This is a genomic window from Rhizobium sp. NXC24 (genome assembly GCF_002944315.1).
In the GTDB taxonomy this organism is placed as follows: Bacteria; Pseudomonadota; Alphaproteobacteria; order Rhizobiales; family Rhizobiaceae; genus Rhizobium.
The window spans coordinates 316,622-341,383 of sequence record NZ_CP024314.1; the positions used below are offsets into that span (position 1 = coordinate 316,622).

Here is a 24,762-nt window from a genome sequence, read left to right on the forward strand (position 1 = left end):
ACATTTTGACCGACCACCAAGCCGGTTATCCCGAGTGCCTTCGATTGGAGACCCGCATGAAACGTCCAAGCATCAAGCAAGCCCTGATCTTAAAGCTGGCGATCATCAGTATATTCATCGTCGGCCTATCCTATGTCTCGCTGAGCACGATTTCCACGCTCAGCGCCAATGCTGAGCAGATTGGCACCTTCTGGATGCATCGACTTGTGACGGCTCGCGAGATCAAGGGCAACTTTCTCAATCTGAAACTGGTCTATGCCCAATATCTCCTCGAAGACACTGCGGAGGAGCGGAACACGGGAAAGCAACAGATCGACGCCGCTGCCGCTGCACTCGAGAAGGTCGTTATCGAATACGAAAAGGGCGTACGCACCGAGCGTGGGCGCGAGCTGATCAATCAGATCAAGCCGGAACTGAGCAGATATAGCGGATTGGCGGAGCAAATGATCGCGCTGCAAAATAGCGGCAAGCCATCCGAAGCGACCCGCTTCTTCAAGGAGAATATGGAGCTGCAGGCCGAACAGGTGAACAAGGGGGTGGCGGATCTGGTCGCCTTCATTCTCAACCAGGCTGAAAGCTTTGTGGCAGCGAGCGACGCCTCCGCGAAGTCCGCTTTTGCGTTGACGGCTACGATCGCCCTGCTCGCGATACTCATCGCCATAGCTGGCATTGTGTTTGCGATATCAGGCATCGCCAATCCGATCCGTCGAATCGCATCCGCCATGGGGCGTTTGTCGGATGGCGACCTCAATAGTGATATCCCCTATGCCGGCCGCGCCGACGAAGTGGGCGAAATGGCCTGTGCCGTCGAAGTCTTCCGCCGGAATGCTCTTAATGTCGTCAGGCTCGAGAAGGAGGCGGCTGCATCCCGTAGCGAGAGCGAGGCGGCACGCGCGGCAGCCCAGCAGCGCGCCGAAAGGGAGGCCGAACAGTTGCGCTTCGCGACCACCACATTGGGCGGGGGCCTCCGGCGGCTGGCGGCAGGCGACATATCATTTCAGCTTTCGGAGCAATTTGCGGCCGAATACGAGGCGCTGCGCGAGGACTTCAATGCTTCGCTCCGTCAACTGGGCGTGACGATCGGCGCGGTGCTGCAGACGGTACACAGCATAGACAATGGCACCGGTGAAATCGCATCTGGTGCCCAGGATCTTTCCAAGCGCACCGAACAACAGGCAGCTTCTCTCGAAGAGACCGCTGCCGCCTTGGACGAGATGACGTCGAATGTCGCTATGGCGACGAAACGCACCGACGAGGCGCGCAATGTCGCCGCAGAAGCCGATGTCAGCGCCCGGCGGTCGGCAACGGTAGTATCGGAAGCAGAGCAAGCCATGCGGCGCATCGAGGACAGTTCGCAGCAGATTTCGAATATCATTGGCGTAATCGATGAAATCGCCTTCCAGACGAACCTGTTGGCGCTCAACGCCGGTGTCGAGGCCGCGCGGGCGGGTGAGGCGGGTAAAGGTTTCGCAGTGGTCGCCCAGGAAGTCCGCGAGCTTGCCCAGCGTGCCGCGCAGGCTGCCAAGGAGATCAAGGGACTTATTCAGAAGTCATCGACGGAAGTGGGAAATGGCGTGAAACTGGTTCTCGAAACCGGAGCGTCGCTGAAGTCGATCGGTGAGTACGTTGCCCAGATCAACCAGGTCATGGATGCAATTGCCACCTCGGCGCGCGAGCAGTCGACTGGACTTGCCGAAATTAACACGGCGGTCAATCAGATGGACCAGGCGACCCAGCAAAATGCGGCGATGGTCGAGCAGTCGACGGCCGCTGCCGCCTCGTTGTCCTCCGAGGCGAGCCGCCTGCGGGATCTGGTCAATCAGTTTCAATTGGACAGTGGCCAGAACGTGATGGATACGCAGCGGAATGTGCGGTGGTTGGAAAGCGGCAGACCACAGAAGGTGGTCGCTCGCACCGAGGAGGACTACAGCCATCAAATTGTCATCCATTATTAACGCGCCGGTCGTATGGGAGTGCTGAGCCGCCACTTCTAGTTTGAAAGGATGTTTATGAAGGCGCTTTTCATCGCACTCATCGCTGCCGGTGTTTTTGTTCCGCCGGCGTCCGCTCAATCGACGATTACGCGCGCGAAATCGGATCATCTGATCGAAACATACCGCGCTTATATCGGCCGCGACGACCTTTACAATTCCAGTGGCGCTCGCCTCAGGGAACCGTGGCAGATCATCCGCCAAGACCGAGCAAACTTCTATGTCTATGGTCGCCGCGATCGTGGAGACGAAGCGGACAAGTTTTTCGCCGACAAGCGTAACCGTGAAACGCTTGAAGCAATGCTTGCCAGCGGTTCCATCTCGCCGTCCGCTGCGAGCATGATCGTTCAGGGTGATATTTGGATCAACGTCAGTATTTATGGCGATGGCAACATCGGCGATAGGCTGGATGTTACAGTTTCCGATTGATGGTCCGGCAATCTCCGCCGCGATTATCGTGTACTCCGCTATGCGTTGAGGTCACTCCACCAAGGTAGATTTTGTGGCGATAACGAAGCGAGGCCGGAGAATTCTTGAGAGACCCACCGCCCGCATCTGCACGGCGAGATCCGGATGGCGCGCGGAAGCAGTCCTCACCGAAGATAGTGGATATGCGGTCGTAAGTGATGAGACGACATCTCTACGCGGGCTTCGACGGAAAAGACGTCTCTCAGAAGGTCCTCGGTCAACACGACCTCCGGCGCACCGGAAGCGACGACCCTACCTTGTTGCATGATGATCAGTTGGTCGCAGAACATGGCCGCATGGTTCAGATCATGCAAAGCGATGATGCTGGTAACTGGAAGAGTGCAGACAAGCCGCATCAGACTGATTTGATATTGGATGTCGAGATGATTGGTGGGTTCGTCGAGGATCAGTTCCTTCGGGGACTGCGCTAATGCTCTCGCCAGATGCGTGCGCTGTTTTTCTCCACCCGACAGGCTTTGCCAGCGATCATTGCGTTTCTCCGTCATGCCGGCGCGCTCGAGCGCGCCTTCGACGGCTTTTTCGTCGGCCGCAGTCCAGCCCGAAAACATAGACAGGTGCGGAAACCGGCCGAGCTTTACGACATCGATTACCCTCAGATTGGCATTGGTCGTGGCGTGCTGTTCGACGAAGGCGACGCGCCGAGCGATCGAGCGTCGGCCGATCGTTGCGATGTCCTTTTGGTCGAGCGTGATGCGACCGGAGTGTGGCCGCTTCAGACCGGCGAGAAGACGCAGAAGCGAGGTCTTGCCGGAGCCATTGGGTCCGAGCAGCCCGAGCATCTTGCCTGGCTGTGCCTCAAATGAAACGCCGTCGAGAACGGTCTTCTTACCGATTCTCCAGACGAGGTTATCTGCCTTAATAGTCATGACGCACGCTGGAACCGGTAGAGAATGATCGAGAAGATGGGCACGCCAACCAGCGCCGTGACAACGCCGATCGGCAGGACCTGATGCGGAACGAGGACACGCGACGCAATGTCGGCGAGCACCATGAAGATCGCGCCCGCCACGGCGCAGGTCGGGAGAAGACGGATATGCAGCGGCCCGACGAGAAAGCGCGCCGCATGCGGCACAACGAGGCCGAAGAAGCCGATCGAGCCTACTATGCTGACGATCGTCGCCGTCATCATTGCCGTCAGAACGAATAGCGCGATCCGCGCCCTCGCGACATTGACGCCGAGCGAGGCGGCCGCCTCGTCGCCGAAGGCGAAGGCGTCCAGCACGCGGGCATAAAACAGACAGGCAACGAGCCCGATGCCGACGACGATCGAAACCAGCGTAAATTCCGGCCACCGCACGCCGCCGAAACTGCCGAGCAGCCAGAACATCACATCGCGGGCTTGCTGCGCATTGCCCGAAGTCGTGACGATATAGGAGGTCGCGGCATTGAAAAGCTGCGATGCGGCGACGCCGGCGAGGATGGTGCGGTCGGCTCCGCCGCGCGTGCCGTTCGATAGCAATGCGACCAAGAGGAAGGCCGCGAAGGCGCCGGCAAAAGCCCCGGCGGACAGGGAAACCGCGCCGGCGCCGACGCCGAGGATGACAATCGCAACGGCGCCTGTCGATGCGCCGGCCGAGATGCCGAGAACGTAGGGTTCGGCAAGCGGATTGCGCAGCAGCGATTGCATGATCGCTCCTGAGAGTGCGAGGCCGGCGCCGCAGAAGACGGCCACCAGCGCCCGGCTGAGGCGATAGTCCCAGATCACAGCCTCATGGATCTTATTGAGCTCCACCGCCGTCCATCCCATGCGATTGGTAACGGCGGAAAAGGTCGTGGCGAGCGGGATCGGCAGATCGCCAATCCCGACGCTGATGCCGACGACGAGACCGATGACGGCAAATGAAATCAGCAGCAGAATGCCGAAGGCAAGAAACTGCTGAAGTGAGCGACGCGTTTCGGTCACTTCAGAAGACCAAGCGCCTTTAACTGCTCCGCCACCTGTTCGGCGCCATAAACCGTCCGGACGGTCGGATTCATGGCCTGGCCGTCCATGATCACTATCGCCTTGTTCTTGACCGCCGCGATTTGGCTTACGGCTGGATCAGTGGTCAGGAACTTGATCTTGGCTTCGGACTTGTCGAGTTCCCAACGGTTGCGGTCGAGATTGGCGACGACGATGACATCCGGATTGGCCGCGATGATGCTTTCCCATCCGAGTGTCGGCCATTCCGCTTCCGCGTTGATGGCATTGTGCCCTCCGAGCAGGTCGGCGATAAAGCCGGAGGCGCCATTCTTGCCGCCGAGATAGGCGTCGGCCGACGGGCTGGGGCTCGAGAACCAGAAGACATAGGAGAGATTCTTGCCGTCCTTCGAAACGCTGGAGCGAAGTGCGGCCTCACGCGCCTTGAAATCGGCAATCAGGGCTTGGCCACGATCGGCAACATCGAAGATTTGCGAAAGCTCGTCGATTTCCTTGAAGAGAAGGTCCGTGTTCCAGAGCTGAGCGCGGCTGCCGTATGGGTCTTTGGCATCCTTGGTGCTGAGGCAGGTGCTGGGTGAGAGATAGGTCGGGATGCCGACCTTGTCGAAGTCTTCGCGCTTGGCGACCTTGCTGCTCGGCCCGATCAGGCTCGGCAAGGCCGCCGCCACGAAATCGGGATTCTCCGCCAGGATCGATTCGAAGGTCGGGAATTCGACTGTCAGCAGTTTTACTTTGGAATTGGCTTCGGCAAGCTGCGGCAAGACCTTGCTCGGCCAGAAGGCGGTGCCGGCCATCTTATCCTGAAGGCCCAATAGCAGCATGATTTCCGCGCTGTTCTGGCCAAGGCCGATCGCCCGCTCCGGCGCCTTTTGGAAGGTAACCTGCCTGCCGCAGTTTTCGATGGTCAGCGGATATTTCGATGCGGCGAATGCCGGGGCTGCGGTAAGGCCAAGCACGGCGCAGAGACCGGAAACGGCGAGAAATGATTTCAATAGGGTCACAAGAAAGGTCCTGATTGTTCTGTAGCCTGACAGGCCGGGCGCAAACGTCGGCGGTATAGCCTCTTCGCTGCATCAAAAACAAGACCTTTTAAGTCATATTTTGTTTGCGCCCGGGAGTGGCCGGGCATTGCACCAGTTCCAGACAGAGGAAAATGCTTCCTATGCCGCGGAACATTTCTGCTACAGTTGCAGCGCGCATTTGAACGACAACCATTCTTGGCGATTGGTGGGACGCATGACCCTGGATTTCGAAGCGATCTTCAAACGCGAGCTGGATGTCATCAACTTCCGGCGCCAGTCACTTCAAAATGGCGGCGTGGAAGAAAAACAGGCTGAGCGCCATCCCCCGACGGAAGGCGCGGAGAGGGCGAGGTTCCACATCCCTCGTCATCCGGCGAAACTGTCGCAGGATCGTGCGGAGACTGGCAAACGCGGCACGGTCCGAATGGAGACGGGCAGCAACCTGACGGGGCTTTCGTTTTCCGGCGGCGGCATCCGCTCGGCCGCCTTTTGCTTAGGGGTCTCGCAGGCGCTGGATGCAATCACGCATAATGGCGAGCCACGGGTCTTCGACGCTTTCGATTATTTCTCCACGGTTTCCGGCGGCTGCTACATCGGTACATCCATCGTCTCGGGTATGATGCAGGAGCCCTACACGTTTCCCTTCGCCAGCAAGCTCGATTCCCAGGAGACGCCGGAAATCCAACATCTGCGGAACTATTCGAATTTCCTCGTCCCCAACGGAACCATCGATTATTTGACGAGCGTGGCGCTGCTGATGCGTGGATTGCTGGTAAACGCGCTGATCGTCCTGCCTGCCCTGCTTCTTCTTGCTGTGTTCACCGTCGCCTGCAATCCTCGTTCCATCGATTTGGGACAGCCGGATATTTTCGGCTTTCCACTGAGCGGCGGCTGGCTTCCTTTCATCACCATCAAGGGCCTGGAAGCCTTTACATTGACGATCAATGTTACCGCCGTCGTCCTCTTCCTGATGTTCGTCAGCGCGATCGCAACCTCCGTGACATTTCAGACCAGCCGGCTGATGACGCGAGAGCGACTTGCGTGGATTCTCGGCTGGCTCGTGGTGGCGATTGCCGGCGCCTTTCTCATCGAACTGCAGCCACTCATCCTCAGCGGCATGTTCGAAGGGGCAACGACGGCTACGGCTGCGATCGCTGGCGTTGAAAGCGGTAGCGTGAAGGGCGTCCTTCTGGCGATCGCGCATATCGTACCCGCGCTTGCCAGCGTTCTGCTTCCGACGGCCCTTGTGTTGATAGGTGCGGCTCAGAAGCTCGCGAACATCGCAAGAGCAGCACTCGGAGAGGCGACCTGGACGGCAACGCTGAAGAAATACGCAAGCCGCATTGCTCTTTATCTTGCGGCCGTTGTCGTGCCGCTGCTGCTCTGGGTCTCCTATCTCTATCTCAGTTTCTGGGCGATCACGCCTGTGGCTGAGTTTTCCGCCCCTGCGCTCGCCCCCGTCGCTCCGTCGTGGCTTTCCGCGGCATCCGTCTTGGTTGCCAACCATATTCCTCCCATCGGGAGGCTCGGAGAGATCGGCTCGCTTTATCTGTGGGTCGCCTTGGTACTCGCCTTTGTCTGCCTGTTCATTGGTCCTAACTCCAACTCGCTCAACCAGTTCTACAGGGATCGTCTCAGCCGGGCCTTCCTGTTTGAGCGTGTGCGTCTTGGAAGCAACAAGCCGTCGGTTGATGTCGACCGGTGGAAATTCTCGTCGTTGAAGCCGTTCGATGCCAAGAGGGATCATTGGAACCAGGGCGCGGCCTATTCGCCCTATCTTCTCGTCAATACGACGATCAATTTGATCGGGTCGAAGGCCCTCAACAAGCGCGGTCGCAACGCCGACAATTTCATCTTTAGCCCGTTGCATATCGGTAGCCAGGCAACGCGCTATGTGGCGACTAAGGAGATGGAGGATGCCGTTCCATCGCTCAGCCTTGCGACGGCGATGGCGACGTCCGGTGCGGCGGCGTCGGCGAATATGGGAAACCACACCGTCAGAATATTGACCTTCAGCCTTTCCTTGCTGAACGTCCGCCTCGGCTATTGGCTGGCCAATCCGGCAAAGCTCGACGCGTTGCGCCGCTGGTGGAACCGGTGGTGGTCGAATTTCGGCACATGGTATTTTGCCAATGAGACCGCCGGACGCTTGGACGAGAAGAAGCTGAATGTCTATCTGACCGATGGCGGCCATGTGGAAAATCTCGGCATATACGAATTGCTGCGCCGCCGCTGTAAGGTCATTCTGGCCGTCGACGCGGAAGCCGATCCGAGCATGACGTTTGAAGCCTTCGTGAAGCTCCAGGTCATGGCGCGTATCGACCTCGGCATTCGCATCGAGCTTCCTTGGCAGGATATCCAGAGGAGAAGCCTGGAAGTGACGAGGGAGATGGCCTCGAACAGGGGTGAGCCGGCAAAATTCAGAGGACCCCATGCGGCCGTCGGAATCATAGAATATGGTGAGGATGAAAAGGGCATATTGCTCTACATCAAGTCATCGCTGACCGGCGACGAGAACGACTACGTCATGGACTATAAGAGGCGGAACCCGACGTTTCCGCACGAGACGACGCTGGATCAATTTTTCAGCGAGGAGCAGTTCGAGGTCTATCGCGCACTCGGCTTTCACGCCGTTCAGCACTTTCTCAGCGGGACCGATGATTTCGCGCAGCCATCGACCTTGCCGGCCGGCTGGAGCGACGAGCTTGCCGCGGCTCTCGCATTGCTCAATGTCCCGCCGCAGATGCGCGCGGCCTTCAATGCGCGACTTTAGAAGGCATGGGAGAATAGATATACGATCATAAATTGCTTTAGGAATTTGCGTTACGTATTGTTATGACCGGGAAAACGGGGACAACCATTCAGGACTATTTCCTTGCGGTAATCTGAGGTTGAAGTTTATTTCAAAATGCGCAAAGATGGCCGCAACGATAAGGGAATGCGCCAACATTCCGCCTGATGGCAGTTTCGTTCGACAGCATATTTCAGCTTCGGTTGCTTGGATTTCACGCGCGGAACGCGACGGGTCTCACCAAGCGGGTTTGGCTCTTAATAGGTACTTCCGAATATTCTGGACTTGAAATGCAGGAGCAGTGTCTTTCCGCATTGACAATGTAGTTGGGAATTGGACGCGCCGGTTTATCTGTGCGTTTGGAGGGCATTCTCGATGAGAGTCTACGAAGCGATCGTGAAGGCACTTGAGGGAGTAGGGGTCGGCGCCGCTTTCGGCGGAGCGGGCGAAAATGCCGCCGGTCTGATGCTTGCCCTCAAACATTCCTCAATCAAGCCCATCATCACCCGGCACGAACAGGCAGCTTCGTTCATGGCATGCGGGTATGCCATGCATTCCGATCATTTGGGCTTTTGCTTTGCGACCGCGGGGCCAGGCGCCTTCAATCTGTTTTCCGGACTGGCTGTTGCCATGTCGGATTCCTATCCGGTCCTGGCCGTTTCCGGCTATGCCTCCCTCGACTGGAAGGGAAAGGGTGCGTTGAACGAAACCTCGGGTGTCAGTCGCACTCCGGATTCCCAGGCGATGTTTGCAGCCACCACGAAAAAGTCGTTTCTGCTGACAGATGCCGCCAAGACCTGCGATGTCGTCGAAGAGGCCGTCAACCTCGCCTTCGAGGGCCGACCCGGCCCGGTTCACATCCATGTCCCGGAAAACCTGACGCATCATGGCGTCTCCGTTGACAACTACCGCGATATCAATCTCCAGCGGCGTCCGGTGGTTCCGGATTCCAAGCGGGTAAGCGAGGTGGCTGAGCTTCTGGCGGATGCTATTGCCAACGATAGGAAGATATTGGCATTGATCGGCTTCGGTGCCGTTCGCAGTGGCGCCGGGCCAGAATTGACGGAACTCCTGGCGCGCTACCAGATTCCCTTCGCGACGACGCTCGATGGAAAAGGCATCATTTCCGAGCGTCATCCGCTCTCTGTCGGCGTGTTCTGCGATAGCGGCCACAGCGCAGCCTGGAAGGCTTTCCTTGAGGCCGATGTGATCCTCGCGGTGGGCAATTCCTTCGCGCAGCATGCCACCTTCAATTTTCGCGATGATCTGCTGACCGGCAAGACGCTCATCCACATCAACATCGATAGCGGCGAGATAGACAAGGTCTATAAGGCCGATGCCGCCATCATCGGCGATGCAAAACGCGCGGTTGCGGCACTCAACGGGGAAATATGGCCGAAGGCTGCGGCTGTGCCATCGAGATCCGCCGAAGGGCGCGACTACGACGCGGAGCGCATCGTCCATCTCCTGGATGACATCCATCCCGGACAGCTTGCCCAAGCCGTCTCCAAGCGCCTGCCGAAGAATGCCATCGTGCTTGCAGACGCGGGCGCGCACCTTGCCTGGCTCGGCTACTATCTGGAACTTTCGCCGGGACAGTTCTTCCGCAAGCCTGGCGGATTCGGGCCGATGGCGGGACATGTCAATGGCGCGCTCGGCGCCAAATGCGCCAATCCCGATCGTCCCGTCATCGTCGGCTGCGGCGACGGATGTTATCTGCTGTCGGGCTTCGAGCTGCTGACCGCCGTTCAATACGACATCCCTGTGATCTGGATCATTTTCAACGACGGCGAATTCAAGCTCATCAAGCTTTATCAGCTCGAAGCCTATGCGGAATCGGGTTTGGTCGAATTCGGCAATCCGGACTATGTCGCCTATGCCAGGGCCTGCGGTGCAGAGGGATACAGGGTGGAGACGATCGACGAGTTCGAAAGAGCCTTCGACGAGGCGCTCGCACTCGGCAAGCCGGCGATCATAGACGCCCACATCACACGACTTGCGCTGCCGCATTACAGCCCTTCGCCGAAAGGGCTCCTGTCCGGTATCGCAGAAATGGTCGAGGACCGGATTTTCCCCGGTCGGGGTACGCAATAGCCACTTTGTTGGTCGGCGCAATGCGCCGAAATCGGAAGGCGTTTCCTGTCGCATCGCGGACGGCGCCGGGAAACGGGGGATCATCGTCCGTCGCTTTTCAATCCCATGCATTCCCATCGATGCGATGTGCCGGAAGCCCATTGTTCGATGCGTTCACGGAGGGCGAACGAGAATGGAGTGGAGTGAATCCTATCAAGGGGGCGTGGAAGCCGAGCGCTTGATGTTCGAGCGCCTCGCTCAGGATATGATGCGTGTCCAATATAAGACGCGCAGCTATGCCAAGGCCGCCGATATTCAGCGCGCGTTTCACAGCAAGGCGGTCTTTGCGGCCATCGACGCCGAGCTGACATTCGTCGATGACTTGCCCGAAGATCTGAGGGTTGGGTTTGCCGAGCCTGGCAAGAGCTATCCGGCGATCCTGCGCCTGTCCAATGCCAGTGGTTACGGTCAACCGGACTACAAGCCCGACCTGCGAGGCTTGGCCGTGCGGATCAATGTCTCGGATCAGGAGAGCCACGATCTCTTAGCGACCAATTTTCCGGTTTCCCACGCACGCGATGCCAGGCAGTTCGTCGCCTTCGCCAAGGCGACGGCGGGCGGAGGCTTGAGCCGGCTCTTCGGCGTGATCGGCCTCGCCCTGACCTTCGGACCCTCCGAAACCATACGGATGATCCGCAACGTCACTACAGGCCGCAACCGGAAAATCCGCAGCCTGGCGCTCGAGACCTTCTGGAGCCGCGGTGCCATCTGTTGGGGCGAAAGGCGGGCGGTGCGCTATCTCTTCCGTCCCGCACCGAACGCATCGCATGCCCCCGACCCTTCCGAGACGGATCCTAGCTATCTCTCCACCGAACTCGCACGGCGGCTGGAGGTGGGCGATATCCGCTATGAACTCTGTCTCCAGCTTTTCGTCGATCGGAAGTCGACGCCCATCGAGGACACGTCCATCGAATGGATGGAGACGGCCTCGCCTCCGATCAAGGTGGCAGAGCTCAAGGTCAGCAAACCGAAGACCGGTGACGCCGAAACCATCGCCAATGCGCGCCTTGTCGACGAACTGGCTTTCAACCCCTGGAACACGACCGATGCCTTCAGGCCGCTCGGCAATCTAAACCGGGCGCGCAAAGTGGTCTACGACGCCAGCGCCGCCTATCGCCACAGTTTCCGTTGGACAAGCCCGGTGCCGTTCCGCAACCGGCTGGCGGGAAGCATTACGCGTAGCGCTTTTCTGGTCATCAACCGGTACATTGCCTGGCACCGACTGCCGCTGCGGTTGAGCCTGCTCAATCTCGATGCTTTCCGCTATGTCTTGCGTGAAAAGAACCTGATCGGAACAGATCCCCTCGAGGCGCCGCCGGTCGCCCGCCCGACGCCACTACCGGCGATTGCCGAAGGCGAGCGGCAGATGCGAACCTATGACGGCACGTTCAACGATCTATCGGCGCCGAAGATGGGCGCCATCGGCTCGACCTTCGGACGCAACCTGACACCGGTTTTTGCGCCCGAACTGTTCGACACGCCCAATCCGGTGGTGGTTGCGCAGCAACTGCTGCATCGCGACTCGTTCATTCCGGCGCGCTCGCTCAACATCCTCGCCGCCGCGTGGATCCAGTTTCAGGTCCATGATTGGGTCAACCATGCCCGCCATCCCCTGGGGGAAAAGGACGTCGTCGTCGGCCTTCCCGCCGGCATGAAATGGACCAGCGAGGTCGGCGGCAAGCCGGAAGACGTCATGCGAATTGCCGGAAACATGGAAATCAGCGGCTATGACGGCAAGCCGCCCATCTATTTCGGCAATGCTGCCTCGCACTGGTGGGACGGATCGGAGGTTTACGGTCCCGACAGCACGAAGGCCAAGGACCTGCGCGAGGGCCCGAAGATACGCCTGGTCAATGGGCACTTGCCGGTCGATGTCCACGGCTTCGAAGTGACGGGCTTCAATGAGAGCTGGTGGCTCGGCTTGAGCGCCATGCACACGCTGTTTGCGCGTGAACACAATCTGCTCTGCGACGAGCTTCGGCGCCAATATGGCAATTGGGACGACGAACGCGTCTACCAGACCGCCAGGCTGATCGTCTCGGCGCTGATCGCCAAGATCCACACGGTCGAATGGACGCCGGCGATCCTTGCTACCAAGGCGATTGAAGTCGGCCTTTCCAGCAACTGGAACGGCCCGCCCGCCAATGACTGGCTGACGAAGGCCGGCCTCTGGCTGATCGACGCGCATGCCTCCACCGGCATTCCGAAGACGATGCCGGACCATCATGGCACGCCCTATTCGCTGACCGAGGATTTCGTCACCGTCTACCGCATGCATCCGCTACTGCCCGACGACTACTGCTTCTACAATCACAAGACGGGCGCCAAGATCGCCGAAAAGAGCTTCATGGACATACAAGGCCCGGGCGCTGACGAGATCATGCGGCAATATGGCCTTCGCAATACGCTCTATTCCTTCGGAACGGCGCATCCCGGCGCCATCACGCTGCATAATTTCCCGCGCGCACTTCAGGCGTTCACGCGCGACAAGGAGATCATCGACCTTTCCGTCGTCGACCTCGTACGGACGCGGCGCCGTGGCGTTCCGCGCTACAATGATTTCAGGGCCGGGCTGCACCGGCCACGGATCAAGCATTGGGAGGAACTGTCGACCAACCCCGAAGACGTGCAGCTGCTCAAGGAGATTTATGGCAACATCGACCGCGTCGACACCGTGGTTGGCCTCTTTGCCGAACCGCCGCCGGCCGGCTTCGGCTTCAGCGACACCGCGTTCCGCATCTTCATTCTCATGGCGTCGCGCCGGCTGCAGAGCGATCGCTTCCTGACGGTGGATTTCCGTCCGGAGGTCTATTCGCCCTTCGGGATCGACTGGATCGCCAACAACGGCATGACGAGCTTGATCCTGCGGCATTGCCCGGATCTCGCGTCGATGCTGCCGCGCAATGCCAGCGCCTTCGTGCCCTGGCGGCCGGTCCTTTTCGGCGGCGAAAAGCAGGATCTGGAAAAGAGGGCATCATGACCGACCGACCCGGAGCAGATGATCTTTCGCCAACAGATGCGGTCGCGGCCAGAACCTCGACCGGCAACCGCGGTCTCGACGCGCTGTTTCGCAGGCCGCTCATCGAGACGATATGGCGCCGGCGGACCCATCGCGTCAGCCAGGGAAGCTCGGTGCTGGCCGGCACGATGAGCTATGAGTCCCAGCAGCCGCGTGAACCCCTTTCAGAGCTTGAAGAGGCGATGCTGATCGCCATCACCGGTTCGACGGGGCTCACCATGCCCGACCGGCCTTTCGAGGACCCGGCCACGCATCAGCCGATCATGGCCAAGCCGAACCTTGTCATGGAGGGGCGCACCGCCGGCAGCCCCGACAACGCTCAGGGCACCCATTTCTTCATGATCAACGACAGCGGCACCTATTTCATCCGCAAATTGCCGCCGCCGCCGGACGGCGAAAAAGCGCTGACGGCGGAACGGCTGATCGCCCGGGCGGCAGCGGCAAAGGTGCGCATTCTCGATCACCGCCTCGATGTTCCTGACGGCAAGCGCGCCTTTCCCGCCTATCTCGATTCCAATCGCTTCCTGTCGAACCTGCCGGGCACCACGATCTTTCTGCCGGTCGTCGATCTCTCCCGGCAATATATCAACGGCATGATGTATCTTCTGACCCAGCCGGACGGCGCCCGGCCGGCAATCGTCGACGACCGCAATTTCTATCGGCTCGCCGGTGTGAAGCGCTGGGTGGACAAGGGCTTTCTGAACAAGGATATCAAGATCCCGCTGGGCGTCATTGGTTCGCTACGGACGCAGATCGAGGCCGACCTGCTGTTGCAGAACATATTCCTGACCGCCGATGCCATGGGGCTCGGTGCCTGGATCCATGGCTCCATAAGCCCGCCCGTCCTCGTCGGCGATCCGAAATTTGTGAAGACTTACGGTCCCCTGCTGGGGTTTGACGTCGTCACGCCACGCTGGCGACTGATGGACATTCTGCGCTGGCAGGTGCCCTTGCCACGTTACGCCAACTTGCGCAGCAATCCGATCGGACTGCGTTTCAAGGGGGAACACCTGATCAAGGGCATGTCGCCGCCCTACTACGACAGCATGGCCGACGCCGTTACCGCCGTCGTGGAGGAGAAATTCGGCAAGAACGGCCTCTTCAATGATCAGGCACTCTTTGCTGAGATCTACAAGGACGATTACGGCAAACGCTATCTCGCGGAGGCTGCGGTCTACAACGACGACGTGATCGGCTGCGCGCGCGACATCTGCACCTATATTTACGAGACGCATGGCCGGTTCCCCGCGCACTGCGATGCGATCCACGTGCCGGGCGTCTGGCTGCAGGCGCATCACGTCGAGATTGACTATTACGACCGGTTCTTCAGAAACGGGCTCACGGACGCCCACCGTTCCCATAATCAGGACTGGCACTGACGAGAGCAGGAGCGCCCGCGGTCATGACTTTGCGGAGATCGCGCTTAGCTCCTCGAGATCCAGGTCTCGCTCCAGTTCGCGCAACGTCTCGTCATCGATATCGCCGGCGCGATGAAGCCGTATGAGTTCGCGACGCCCTGTGGCAACCGCTTCGAGAACAACATCGAAATGAGCCTGGAGCATAGGCGAATATTGTTCAGTGCGCGCTGCATAATCGACGATTGCCACAGCCCTGCGCTCATATCGCTCCAGCAATTGCGGATGAATGAGCTTTCCCTCGCCGTCATAGGCCAGGCCCTTGACGGTCGCAAATTGCGCCTGCGCCATGGCAGCTTCGGCTTGGCTCATGGTGAGGCGCGCCTTCTCTGACTCCGGCTCGCTCAGCCTTGCCCAGGTGATCACGCGCCCAAGCGTTGTCCCTTGGATAAGCACGGTTCCGACGATGACGGCGAACGACGTGACCAGGATGAAGTCCCTGCCGGGGAAGCCTTCGGGCACGCTCAGCGCCAGGGCCAGCGTGACGACACCACGAACGCCGGCCCAGCTTATGACGGTTACGCCCCGGACACCGAGCGGCGTATGTCGATCAAGCCCCAAAACATTGCAAAGTTTGATCACAAGGTCGGATCCGAAGACCCAACCGAAGCGCGCCAGGGTGAGTGCAATCAGGATGACGAGTATCGGCAATCCCATCGTTGCGGTCACCACGCCAAAGCCGCCGCCACGTTCGACAACGCCCCGCAGTGACAATCCGATCAAGATGAAAACCGCGGCTTCCATCAGAAAGATGATCACGGTCCAGAATGACGTGCCGCGCATGCGTGTTGAGGCCGAAAGCACCGTATGCTGGTGCCAGCTTGCGATCAGGCCGGTGGTCACCGTTGCGATGACGCCGGACACATGGATTTGTTCGCCAAGCAGATAAGAGGTCCAAGCCAACAGCGTTGTGGCGGCGATCATCAGATATTCATCGCGCAATTGCCTCACGAACAGGACCCAGACCGTTCCGACGACGATGCCGACGAAGGCGCCGCCTGCCGCCAAAAGCAAAAAACTTCCTGCCGCATCGACTGTGCTGAAAGCACCGGTGACACCGGCAGCGACGGCGAAACGGAAGAGCACCAAGCCGCTGGCATCATTGAGCAGGCTTTCGCCTTCGAGCAGGATTTGCAGGCGCCGGGGCAACTTTACCCGTTGCAGGATAGCGCGAGCGGAAATTGCGTCCGGTGGCGAAACGATCGCGCCTAGTGCCGCGCATGCGGCCCAGGGCAGCGATGGAAACAGCAGATGGGTCACCACGGCCAGGACGGCGCATGTAAAAAACACCGCGCCAATGGCGAGCGAGGCAATGCCGACCAGGTGGCGGCGCAATGGACGAAGCGCAATAAACCAGGCTCCGTCCATGAGTAGTGGCGGAAGAAAGATGACGAGCACCAGGCCAGGATCGACCGTAATTGTGGGCAGACCCGGCAGGAAGGCAAGCAACGCGCCTCCGGCAAGCAGCGCCACAGATGGCGGCAGCCCGAACCTGTGGGCGGCGTAATGCAGCGCGATGATCGCCACGAACATTCCGATAACAAGTTCAAACAAATGTGTGGGGTCCATGTGCCTGCGCCCTGATACAACTATCGCGGTGGGTTTTATTACAAAGCGCCTTTCGTCGAAACGCAATCGTCTATCACTCGTATGAGTCTTTCTCGCAACACCCGGCGGGCAATTCGCGGCTTGAACGGTTTGCGCTGGATTCCAGCGATTCAGTCGCGGTATTCGTCAGAATAAGAGGCGATTCGCATCGGCAGGACAGTGGCTGAGGGCGTCCGCCCGAATCTCCCTAAACAGGATACTCATGAACGCGGACATGATAGCCGCATGGGCGGCGCAGAATGGATTTCATTCGTTGGATTCGTCGAATTTTCGTTGGCATGACGAGGCGCGCACGATCACCATCGAGATAAAGCGGTTGTCGGTCGTACTGATCGACGAAAGGCCAGGATCGCGTCCGCGCCTCATCTCGCGGCTGTTCAAAGATATGCGCTCCGCAAGCGAGAGTGGCCGGTTCGAGAGACTTCTGCTGGACGGCTATTTACCGAAGGCTTTGTGAAACGGCGTTTGAAGAAGGCAACTCCAAGCCGTATTCCTGTGGAACAATCCCGTCGTTCGAGCTGAAGCTTTTCCGCCCCTGCATGCGTTCTGTCATAAACTGACAATCATGCGGAATATCGCACAATCACCAATATTACCAAAGCAATGGGGAGAGGATTAGCATCCTTGTTGCACTCGCCGGCGAAAGCATCGAAATTGAGCAGGCGCTATCACTCTTTGTTATCGGTTTCCTCCTAATATCTTCACAATACTATGGTGGGGAAACAGATGATTGCTCGGCTTCTACTCGTTGCCTTATTCTTTGCAGGCTCCCTTGGCCTGGCAATGGCGGGCGATCAGCTTCGCATTGCCACCGAAGGTGCGTATCCGCCCTTCAACTTCAAGGACACGTCCGGGCAGCTCGCCGGCTTCGATGTCGATATCGCCAAAGCGCTCTGCCGGCAGATGCAAACCGAATGTTCGCTCGTCGCCGTGCCGTGGACGGAGATCATTCAGGGTTTGGCGGACGATAAATACGATCTTATCGTCGCCAGCATGGCCTTTACCGACGAGCGAGCCCAGAAGATGGAGTTCTCCGCGCCATACTACCGTTCGCATTCGGTGCTGATAGGCGACTCGGACAAGTTCCAGGACAGCGCGCCGGCGGCCCTCACTGGCGTTCGCATCGCGGCGGCAACGGGAACCATTCAGGCTGAATATTTGCAGAAGGCCTATGGTGCGAGCAAGGCCGTGCTGGCGAAAGATCAGCCGGCGGCCCAACACCTGCTACTGGATAATAAGGCTGACCTTTTGATCGGCGATGCCATTGAGCTTCTCAGCTTCCTGCAGACGCCGGAAGGCGCGCGCTTTGGTTATGTCGGTGATCCGATTTCCACCGAATTTCTCCAAAGCTCGGCGCATATCACTGCAAAAAAGGGAAATGCAGCTCTCATTCAGAAGGTGAACGACGCTTTGAAGCAAATCAAGCTCAATGGCGTCTATGATCGCATCAACGATGCCTACTTCCCCTTCAGCATTTATTGAGCGACTGGCATGGATGATATCAAAGGGTCGAGTAGGCGCCAGCTCTCGCTCAGCTTTGTCGGTCGGCTTGTTCTCCTGGGCGTTGTCAGCTATTCGCTGATCGCCGCCGGGATTTCGCTCGTTCTGCTGAATAGAATCGAGACCCAAGCAAACTTTACCCGTGATACCCAAATCCCGCTCATCCTGACACAGACGCGGAATGCGGTAAAAATCGAACGTCTCTCCTCTCTCCTGCGCTCCATCTATCTGGCGAAAGATCGCAGATTGGAGCGGCAAATCCAATTGCAGATTCAGGCCCTCACACAGGGGTTCTCGTTCGATCAAAATGCCCGTCTCATCGAAGGGTCGCGGCAAATCGCCGATGAAACCAAGATCATCGCAAAACTTCGTCAGCAGGCCCGCGACCTGCGCGAGGGCGAGACGTCGTCTGCCACAGCCGCATCGGATGCCGACGATGTCGATAAGCTGACGACGCAATCCTATGACCGCGCCATGCACACGATCGATGCGATGGCCGCACAGTTAAGCGGCGATGCTGCGGTCGTGGCCGACGATCTCGCAAGCGAAATCCAGCGAAGCGCAGGTCATATGCAGGTCGGGTGGATTTTGATCCTGCTCGTTCCAAGCCTTTTCGCCACCGTCTTGCTGATCGCCGCAAGACGTCACCTCACGGCGCCTATTGTGGCCGCGATCGATAATCTGGAGCGCATTGGAAAGAACGAGCGGGTCGTCAGTCTAAAGCGCGCTCCGCGCATCGCGGAACTGGCAATGATCGATGCTGCGATCGTGGCTTATGGACAGGTCTCAGACGATCTGCACCGCACCAATGCCATTCTGCATGGCTTGGCGGAACAGGATCCGTTGACCGGACTGGCAAACCGCCGGACCTTCGAGAACCATCTCACATCGGCCTTGAGCCGGCGAGCCACCGTCTCTCCTGATCTTTCGATTATTATGGTCGACGTCGATCACTTCAAATCCGTCAATGACACGTTCGGCCACCTGGTTGGCGACAGGGCTCTCGCGGCCGTCGCCGATGTGCTGAGCAGTTTGCCCTGGCACGCCAACAGTCTCGTCGCACGATATGGCGGGGAGGAGTTCGTTATCGTCCTGGAAGACTGTTCGCAGCAGCAGGCGGTCGAGCGCGCAGAAAGCCTGAGGCGTTCCATTCAGGAACTTTCGATCGAGACGCATGGGGGGACGTCTTTACGACTGACCGCCAGCTTCGGCCTCGCCGTGGCAAACCACGCCAGCGATGCGCCGGCGGAAATTGTTGCGGCGGCCGACGGCGCCCTCTACAGCGCAAAGAGAAACGGTCGCAACAATGTTCAGGTCGCATCGCGGCCCGGCGAGATGTCAAAGGCCAGTTAAGTCCTGCGGCGCTCATTACGTCGTCTTCGATCCGGCCGCCGGACGCCCCAATCTCGATTTCGGGAGACGAGTCAGGCAGCAGACATCAGCTACTGCCTACATCGGCTATGGGCAGTTTGACGACGTTGCGGGGTTTGCTGCCTGGTCCTGCTTCATCGTTGTCGTGTTCTTCGATGTCGACATTCCGTTGCAGTCGCTGGCCTTTCCTTTGTCGTTGCTGGCGCCGTTGCCAGCCGCGTCGCCGCTGTTGGTGCCGCTGGTTGTATTGGCACCGGAGCCCTTGTTGCTGTTCATGCCGTTGTCAGATCCGGAGCCTGAAGGTGTCGAGGTCCCAGAACCCGCTCCGGATCCGCTACCGCTGGTGCCGGACTGTTGGGCCAGTACCGACGTTGCAAGGCCGAGGGAAAGAGCTGAGACTGCCAGGATTTTCAAGAACATGATTTTCTCCTTGGATGTTCTCTGTTTGCCGACGTCGAACAAATATCGGCCTGGCATGTTCCAAAGATTCCCGCTCAGCAACGCTAACAGATCATGCTTCGATGATCTTGGACAGCGAGCGAACATTGCTATTGGGGTGGTAGATTAACTGCTTCGAAGCTCCGTTTTGCTACAGTAGGTTCGCCTCGAAAACCCGTCGGCGAAAGAGAGCCTGAGCATGCAAACAGTCATGGATTTTATGAAGGCTGCTGTGGCGCTTATCACAAGCCTCATTGTTTTTGTGTTCTTTATCTTGATTGTGGTGGCGCAGGCAGGTTGCCCAATTCCAAAATGCAGTGGTCCAGACGGTGATATCTGGATGGGGCCGTTCGTCTTCAGCTTCATCGGCATTCCGGCTATTCTGCTTTTGGCTTTGATGATTTTTATCAGCCGGCGGCGTTGAGAAGACGGGAAGGTCAACGGCAGCAATTAGCTTTGGTGGATGCGCCAAGGCTCTCACTTTAGTGTCTTAGTCATCGGATAACCGGAATTCGTTCCGAAAACGCCGCTTGATGCACCCACTTCAAGATACCCATTCGACCGATAGAATTGACGAGCGGTTTCGGTGCTGGTCAAATTGCACCGGGTATTTCCGCGCTCGCCCGCTCTCTTTTCAAGAGCGCTGAGCAAGGCGCGACTAACCCCTCGAAACCGGGCGTCCGGGGAAACGTAGTTCAAGCTGATGGTTCCAGCATCTGTCACAGCGCCCACCGCGAGAATTTCGCCGTGCTCGACAGCAACGAGAAGCGAGCTGTCGGATCGATTGATCCAAGCCACAAAATTGTCGACCGTCTTGTTGCCGAGCCAACCTGCCAGAATTGCCGGATCGTTCTTGTGGTCCGCCTCGCACAGCTCTGAAATTGACCGCCTCAAAACAATGCAGCCAGCCACGGCATCCTCCGGTATGGCGTCTCGTATTTCCATGCTTCAAAAGACCTTTCGGAAAAAGACGCGTTCCTTGCCCCTTGGATAATCTTGCAGACTGCCGAAGCGCTCATACCCCTGCTTTTCGTAGAACCCCGGAGCCTGGAAACTGAACGTATCCAGCCAGACGCCGACGCAACCCTTCTCCCTGGCGATTTGCTCTGCTTGCGTAAGGAGTGTGGATCCCAATTTTTCACCCCGAAGACTTTCCGGCACGAAGAGCAATTCGACAAATAGCCAATCGTAATAGAGCTTCGCCCATAGCCCGCCGATGGCTTCGCCCGCCTCATCGCGCAGCATAATGCCTATCGGCTCATATCTGTCGTCGCCCGTTTTCGCGTCGTTGAACGCCAGCAGAGGATTAGCTATCGCCTGGCGATCGTCGTCCGATGGATTGTCGAGGATGGAGACGGTAACAGGTGGCATGATCGTTTCCTTTGCATAGTCGTGGTGCTGTGGTGAATGGCCGATGCAATCCTAACGATAGATATGGGCGCTTGTTAAGTGCTGTGCCTCCATAAGATGCAGGACCGCGAGGAGGAGACCCTTATCGATACCACCTCAATTCGTGTTGCGGCCATCGCGGACCATGGCGCGCAACTGATCGAGATCCCGGCGCAACGTCTCGACGAGATCGCCGAGGTCGGCATCGAAGCCGGTTTTCGTGGCGCAGGCCAGTGCGAATTCGCCGGAGCGTATAACGTCGCGCCAGCGGGGTTGGAGTGGCAAGGTTTCGAGCAGCAGATATTTTTCCAGCGTTCGCGCCTGCAGCGAAGAGCGGTCGAAGTTTACGCGCCAGATACCGCTGCTCTCTGCGAAGTCGATTTTGCCTTTGCCCGTCATCCGTTTCCAGAGCTCCAGGCTCTGTTTCATGACGTCGATGATGATCAAACGAAAGGCGCGTTGCTGTTCGGGCTCGTCCTGTGGTTCGATGGGTGAGGTATCAGCGCGTTCCGGCTCAGGTGCCAAAAGGGCCAGGTTGGCGCCGGCGCTGTCGATCGCTCCCAATACGTGGTGGACCATTCGGTCCCTGCGGGGCATGTCGCCGGCCGAAACTGCCGAGACTGGTTGAATAACCAGGGCAAGCCCTCCGCCGGTTCCGATGTCGAACTCGAAGACGTTGAGAGCAAATGCGTGGCCGCCGAGGCGAACGCCTGACAGGTAAAACTCTCCGTCCCGCTTCACGGCCTGATACATGCGTTCCGCGAGCTCGGTGCCCGTCAGCGATGAAAGCGCTGTTTCATGCGCGATGATTGGCATGCTTAACATGCCAAGGGCAGCCTGGTTTGTGTAGATGATGCGGTGCTGGCGATCGGTACAGAGAATTGCCACCTCGAAAATATCGAGAAGTCTCGCCATACGCTGCTGCGACAGCCGAAGCGCATCCTCGACTTCGACCCGCCGCTCGATTTCCGCCCTGAGCGAACTATTCTCCCGGAGCTGGCCGCGGGCACGCGCAGCTTCCAGCAGCGTCGCCACGCGGGCCAAAAGCTCGTCCTTGACGAAGGGTTTGACGACATAATCATTTGCGCCATGTTCGAAGCCAGCGATCACATCGCGCGTCCGGCTGCGCGCCGTCACCATGATGATCGGCACATCGAGCAAGTCGTAGCGCTCGCGGATGGCTTTGGCGACTTCTAGCCCGCTCATGCCCGGCATCATCACGTCGAGCACGACCAGATCGGGTTTCAGTCGATCGATGAAAGCCAGTGCATCCGCCCCGTTTTCCGCCGCGCGCACGACATAGCCGACCGGCTGCAGGACATTGCGCAGCACCTGGATGTTGATCGGCTCGTCGTCGACCACAAGGATCAGCGGTACGCCGGGCGCCATCGGCGCATCGGTGGCGATCTGGCTGCGAGCGATCATGTCTACCGTCTCGTGCAGCCGTTTCTGATCGAGCTCCTCGCCGAAATAATCGACATAGGACGGCTCGACTGCCGCAGCGGGCAGGACGAGCGTGAAGCGCGATCCTTCGCCCAGCACGGAATGAGCAGTGAGTTTGCCATTGAGGAAGGTCGCGAGCTGACGGGCGATTGTCAGCCCCAGACCGGTGCCGGCCGGCGCGCGCGTGCCATCCCCGAAACCTGCCTGCTCCAAAGGTTGGAAGATGCGTTCGAGGCTATCGCTGGCAATGCCGACGCCCGTGTCCTCGACGCTGATCGCAACATTCATCCCGGCTGGCGTGGCCACGACGCGGATCGTGCTCTGGCCGGCGTATTTGATGGCGTTTCCGAGGAGATTATAGAGGATCTGCTCGAAACGCACGGGGTCGGCCATCACGAAGGGGATGTCTTCGGGAATGTCGACCTCGAGGGCCACCGGCTCGCCGCGCAGGAGCGGTTCGCACATTTTCAGCACGCTGCTCACGCTGGTTGCAATGTGCACAGGATGGATGTCGAGCCGCATGCGGCCCTGGCGAATGCGGTAGAGATCGAGGAGATCGTCCACGAGGCGCGAAAGCCGCCGGGCGCTGAAGCTGATGAGCTGAAGCTGGTTGCGCTGGGCTGTCGTCAATTCCCCGGCAACGCCCGCCACCAATGTTTCGGAAATGCCGATAATGCCGTTGAGCGGCGTGCGCAGTTCATGCGACGTGTTGGCGACGAAGGCATCCTTCATCCGGTCCGCCTCTTCGAGCGCCTTGTTCTTCTCCTCAATCAGGCCGACATGCTTTTCCAGCTCGGCATTCTTCTGATTGATGAGGTTGAGCTGCTCGCTGACAGCATCGCGCATGCGCGTGAAACTCGCCGTCAGCCTGCCGAGTTCGGACGGGTTCTTGATTGTCGGCATGGCATGATCGAGATTGCCATCGGCAATCGCGCCTGCCGCGTCGGTCAGGCGCTGCACGGGCCGGGTCATCGTGCCGGAGAGATAGAAGACCAGGGCGGTGAGCACTGGCAGAAGAACCAGAGCCAGCGTGATGACGATTTGCCGAAGCGAATTGCTGTTTGCGAAGGCGACCGAGTCCGGCACTTCGGCAACGAGGCTCCAGGGAACGGCGCCAAAATGCAATTGTGTGCCTGCCGCGAGCGCAGGAACGCCACCAAGCCCATCCTCGACGAGCGCTGCGCTAGAAGGCGCGCCGTCGGCGCCGGTGGCCGCGGAATTGCTGGGCATGCCCGGTTTGCCGCCTTCCGGCGCTGAAATGTAGAGACTATCGGAATTGAGGAGATAGAGGCTGCTGGTCCCGCCCTGCTGCGATTGAACGATCCGGTTGAGCCCTCTGGGACCGAGGCGGAAGATGACCATGCCGCGCACCTTGTTGTAGAAGGCGACGCGGACGGCGACATAGGCGGCGAACTTGCCGGTTACCGGATCGGTGGTGAAATCGCCCACCAACATGGTCTGGTCCGGCGACGCTTCCGTCATGGCGCGCGACAGGCGGGAGAGGGGTGTCGCCGCAACCAGCGTCTTCAGGTCCGTACCGAGATAGCGGTCCTTCTCGACCGAATAGACGACACGCTGGTCCGGCGTGATGAGGTAGAGGTTCTCGAATTCGGACGTGGTGACAAAGCTGACGAAATCATCGTGAAACTGCTGATGGGCGTTGGCATATTCCAGCGCCGAGCGCAGCATGGCGTCATTGTCCTTCGGCAGCAGCGCTTCACCGCCGCCATCGCGATCGATTCCGAACATTTGATGCAGGATGGCGGTCGCCCGCTCCGGAGACGGATCGATCTTCCGGAACGCATAGGCAAAGCCATAGAAATCGCCGATCGAATAGCGCACGGCATTCGACTGGCTGAGGCTTTCCGCCTGCCTTGTGGCAAAGGTCAGATATTGTTCGATCTCGCTGCGCTTGGCGTCCCGAACGAAAGCGAGCTTGGCGAAGGTCTCCGCCGTGACGCTGCGATTGAGGATGTAGAAGAAGGCGGAAGCGGTGGCCAGCAGTGGCAGCAGGCTGATCGCCAGAAGGATGAGCAGAAGGCGGCCGCGAAATCCGGATGGCGATAACGCTCTCAGCATCGGCAGCATTTCCGCATCATCTCTGGCACCCGCTCCTCCCGCTCTCCCCATGGCGGATAATTCCGGCCAATCTATACAATTGCGGAAAAAGGGGAGTGGGTTTTTTCGATATGATCGGAATTTCCGGTTTTGACGATTTTGCCGCAACTCCTG

18 protein-coding genes are annotated in these 24,762 nt (G+C 58.9%); 10 read left to right on the plus strand and 8 right to left on the minus strand.

The features are described from left to right. Positions 1-56: 56 nt before the first annotated feature. Positions 57-1,955 (plus strand): HAMP domain-containing methyl-accepting chemotaxis protein, encoded by a 1,899-nt coding sequence (locus tag NXC24_RS25445; RefSeq protein ID WP_104826201.1) that lies wholly within the window; start codon positions 57-59, stop codon positions 1,953-1,955. 54 nt (positions 1,956-2,009) lie between these two features. Then, positions 2,010-2,420 (plus strand): hypothetical protein, encoded by a 411-nt coding sequence (locus tag NXC24_RS25450; protein ID WP_104826202.1) that lies wholly within the window; start codon positions 2,010-2,012, stop codon positions 2,418-2,420. A 164-nt stretch (positions 2,421-2,584) separates the two neighbouring features. On the opposite strand, the gene NXC24_RS25455 is transcribed toward NXC24_RS25450, so the two are convergent. The 3 genes from NXC24_RS25455 to NXC24_RS25465 are packed head-to-tail and all read right to left on the minus strand — an operon-like array spanning position 2,585 to position 5,402. Further along, a complete protein-coding gene (locus NXC24_RS25455; RefSeq protein WP_104826203.1) occupies positions 2,585-3,346 on the minus strand; it encodes an ABC transporter ATP-binding protein in 762 nt (253 codons plus the stop codon). Further along, positions 3,343-4,383, minus strand: a complete 1,041-nt coding sequence (locus NXC24_RS25460) for an iron chelate uptake ABC transporter family permease subunit (RefSeq protein WP_104826204.1) — start codon at positions 4,381-4,383, stop codon at positions 3,343-3,345. Before NXC24_RS25460 ends, NXC24_RS25455 begins: the two co-directional genes overlap by 4 nt. Then, positions 4,380-5,402: an ABC transporter substrate-binding protein gene (locus tag NXC24_RS25465; protein ID WP_104826205.1), complete on the minus strand. Its 1,023-nt coding sequence runs from the start codon at positions 5,400-5,402 to the stop codon at positions 4,380-4,382. Before NXC24_RS25465 ends, NXC24_RS25460 begins: the two co-directional genes overlap by 4 nt. Before the next feature lie 235 nt (positions 5,403-5,637). Here NXC24_RS25465 and NXC24_RS35920 point away from each other — a divergent pair, with 235 nt between their 5' ends. The 4 genes from NXC24_RS35920 (at position 5,638) to NXC24_RS25485 (ending at position 14,745) form a co-directional block, all read left to right on the plus strand. Further along, complete coding sequence (locus NXC24_RS35920; protein ID WP_245464153.1) at positions 5,638-8,196, plus strand: patatin-like phospholipase family protein; 2,559 nt, start codon at positions 5,638-5,640, stop codon at positions 8,194-8,196. 393 nt (positions 8,197-8,589) lie between these two features. Further along, a complete protein-coding gene (locus NXC24_RS25475; RefSeq protein ID WP_104826207.1) occupies positions 8,590-10,308 on the plus strand; it encodes a thiamine pyrophosphate-binding protein in 1,719 nt (572 codons plus the stop codon). Between the two features lie 172 nt (positions 10,309-10,480). Continuing rightward, positions 10,481-13,327, plus strand: a complete 2,847-nt coding sequence (locus NXC24_RS25480; protein WP_104826208.1) for a peroxidase family protein — start codon at positions 10,481-10,483, stop codon at positions 13,325-13,327. Next, entirely contained in the window at positions 13,324-14,745 is a 1,422-nt protein-coding gene (locus tag NXC24_RS25485) for a hypothetical protein (RefSeq protein ID WP_245464154.1), read from the plus strand. Before NXC24_RS25480 ends, NXC24_RS25485 begins: the two co-directional genes overlap by 4 nt. Positions 14,746-14,766: 21 nt before the next feature. Here NXC24_RS25485 and NXC24_RS25490 read toward each other — a convergent pair whose 3' ends face one another. Then, positions 14,767-16,350, minus strand: a complete 1,584-nt coding sequence (locus NXC24_RS25490) for a Na+/H+ antiporter (protein ID WP_104826209.1) — start codon at positions 16,348-16,350, stop codon at positions 14,767-14,769. A gap of 241 nt (positions 16,351-16,591) precedes the next feature. Between NXC24_RS25490 and NXC24_RS25495 the strand changes: the two genes are divergently transcribed. The 3 genes from NXC24_RS25495 to NXC24_RS25505 all read left to right on the plus strand — a co-directional run bounded on the left by NXC24_RS25495 (position 16,592) and on the right by NXC24_RS25505 (position 19,242). Further along, positions 16,592-16,846 (plus strand): hypothetical protein, encoded by a 255-nt coding sequence (locus tag NXC24_RS25495; protein WP_104826210.1) that lies wholly within the window; start codon positions 16,592-16,594, stop codon positions 16,844-16,846. Between the two features lie 269 nt (positions 16,847-17,115). Then, entirely contained in the window at positions 17,116-17,871 is a 756-nt protein-coding gene (locus tag NXC24_RS25500) for a transporter substrate-binding domain-containing protein (protein ID WP_104826211.1), read from the plus strand. A gap of 9 nt (positions 17,872-17,880) precedes the next feature. Further along, positions 17,881-19,242: a GGDEF domain-containing protein gene (locus NXC24_RS25505; RefSeq protein WP_104826212.1), complete on the plus strand. Its 1,362-nt coding sequence runs from the start codon at positions 17,881-17,883 to the stop codon at positions 19,240-19,242. A gap of 105 nt (positions 19,243-19,347) precedes the next feature. On the opposite strand, the gene NXC24_RS25510 is transcribed toward NXC24_RS25505, so the two are convergent. After that, complete coding sequence (locus NXC24_RS25510; RefSeq protein WP_104827834.1) at positions 19,348-19,680, minus strand: oxidoreductase; 333 nt, start codon at positions 19,678-19,680, stop codon at positions 19,348-19,350. Between the two features lie 217 nt (positions 19,681-19,897). On the opposite strand from NXC24_RS25510, the gene NXC24_RS25515 reads away from it, so the two are divergent. After that, on the plus strand, positions 19,898-20,122 hold the full coding sequence (locus NXC24_RS25515) for a hypothetical protein (protein ID WP_104826213.1): 225 nt from the start codon (positions 19,898-19,900) through the stop codon (positions 20,120-20,122). A gap of 53 nt (positions 20,123-20,175) precedes the next feature. On the opposite strand, the gene NXC24_RS25520 is transcribed toward NXC24_RS25515, so the two are convergent. From NXC24_RS25520 to NXC24_RS25530, 3 genes are all read right to left on the minus strand, one after another. Continuing rightward, a complete protein-coding gene (locus NXC24_RS25520) occupies positions 20,176-20,610 on the minus strand; it encodes a GNAT family N-acetyltransferase (RefSeq protein WP_348632778.1) in 435 nt (144 codons plus the stop codon). Between the two features lie 36 nt (positions 20,611-20,646). Continuing rightward, entirely contained in the window at positions 20,647-21,069 is a 423-nt protein-coding gene (locus NXC24_RS25525; RefSeq protein ID WP_104826215.1) for a GNAT family N-acetyltransferase, read from the minus strand. A gap of 135 nt (positions 21,070-21,204) precedes the next feature. Then, positions 21,205-24,660, minus strand: a complete 3,456-nt coding sequence (locus NXC24_RS25530; protein ID WP_104826216.1) for a hybrid sensor histidine kinase/response regulator — start codon at positions 24,658-24,660, stop codon at positions 21,205-21,207. Positions 24,661-24,762: the final 102 nt, after the last annotated feature.

Coding starts and splice junctions, on each gene's coding strand:
- NXC24_RS25445 (WP_104826201.1), top strand. CDS start 57: ATGAAACGTCCAAGCATCAAGCAAGCCCTGATCTTAAAGCTGGCGATC.
- NXC24_RS25450 (WP_104826202.1), top strand. CDS start 2,010: ATGAAGGCGCTTTTCATCGCACTCATCGCTGCCGGTGTTTTTGTTCCG.
- NXC24_RS25455 (WP_104826203.1), bottom strand. CDS start 3,346: ATGACTATTAAGGCAGATAACCTCGTCTGGAGAATCGGTAAGAAGACC.
- NXC24_RS35920 (WP_245464153.1), top strand. CDS start 5,638: ATGACCCTGGATTTCGAAGCGATCTTCAAACGCGAGCTGGATGTCATC.
- NXC24_RS25475 (WP_104826207.1), top strand. CDS start 8,590: ATGAGAGTCTACGAAGCGATCGTGAAGGCACTTGAGGGAGTAGGGGTC.
- NXC24_RS25480 (WP_104826208.1), top strand. CDS start 10,481: ATGGAGTGGAGTGAATCCTATCAAGGGGGCGTGGAAGCCGAGCGCTTG.
- NXC24_RS25485 (WP_245464154.1), top strand. CDS start 13,324: ATGACCGACCGACCCGGAGCAGATGATCTTTCGCCAACAGATGCGGTC.
- NXC24_RS25490 (WP_104826209.1), bottom strand. CDS start 16,350: ATGGACCCCACACATTTGTTTGAACTTGTTATCGGAATGTTCGTGGCG.
- NXC24_RS25495 (WP_104826210.1), top strand. CDS start 16,592: ATGAACGCGGACATGATAGCCGCATGGGCGGCGCAGAATGGATTTCAT.
- NXC24_RS25500 (WP_104826211.1), top strand. CDS start 17,116: ATGATTGCTCGGCTTCTACTCGTTGCCTTATTCTTTGCAGGCTCCCTT.
- NXC24_RS25505 (WP_104826212.1), top strand. CDS start 17,881: ATGGATGATATCAAAGGGTCGAGTAGGCGCCAGCTCTCGCTCAGCTTT.
- NXC24_RS25510 (WP_104827834.1), bottom strand. CDS start 19,680: ATGTTCTTGAAAATCCTGGCAGTCTCAGCTCTTTCCCTCGGCCTTGCA.
- NXC24_RS25515 (WP_104826213.1), top strand. CDS start 19,898: ATGCAAACAGTCATGGATTTTATGAAGGCTGCTGTGGCGCTTATCACA.
- NXC24_RS25525 (WP_104826215.1), bottom strand. CDS start 21,069: ATGCCACCTGTTACCGTCTCCATCCTCGACAATCCATCGGACGACGAT.
- NXC24_RS25530 (WP_104826216.1), bottom strand. CDS start 24,660: ATGGGGAGAGCGGGAGGAGCGGGTGCCAGAGATGATGCGGAAATGCTG.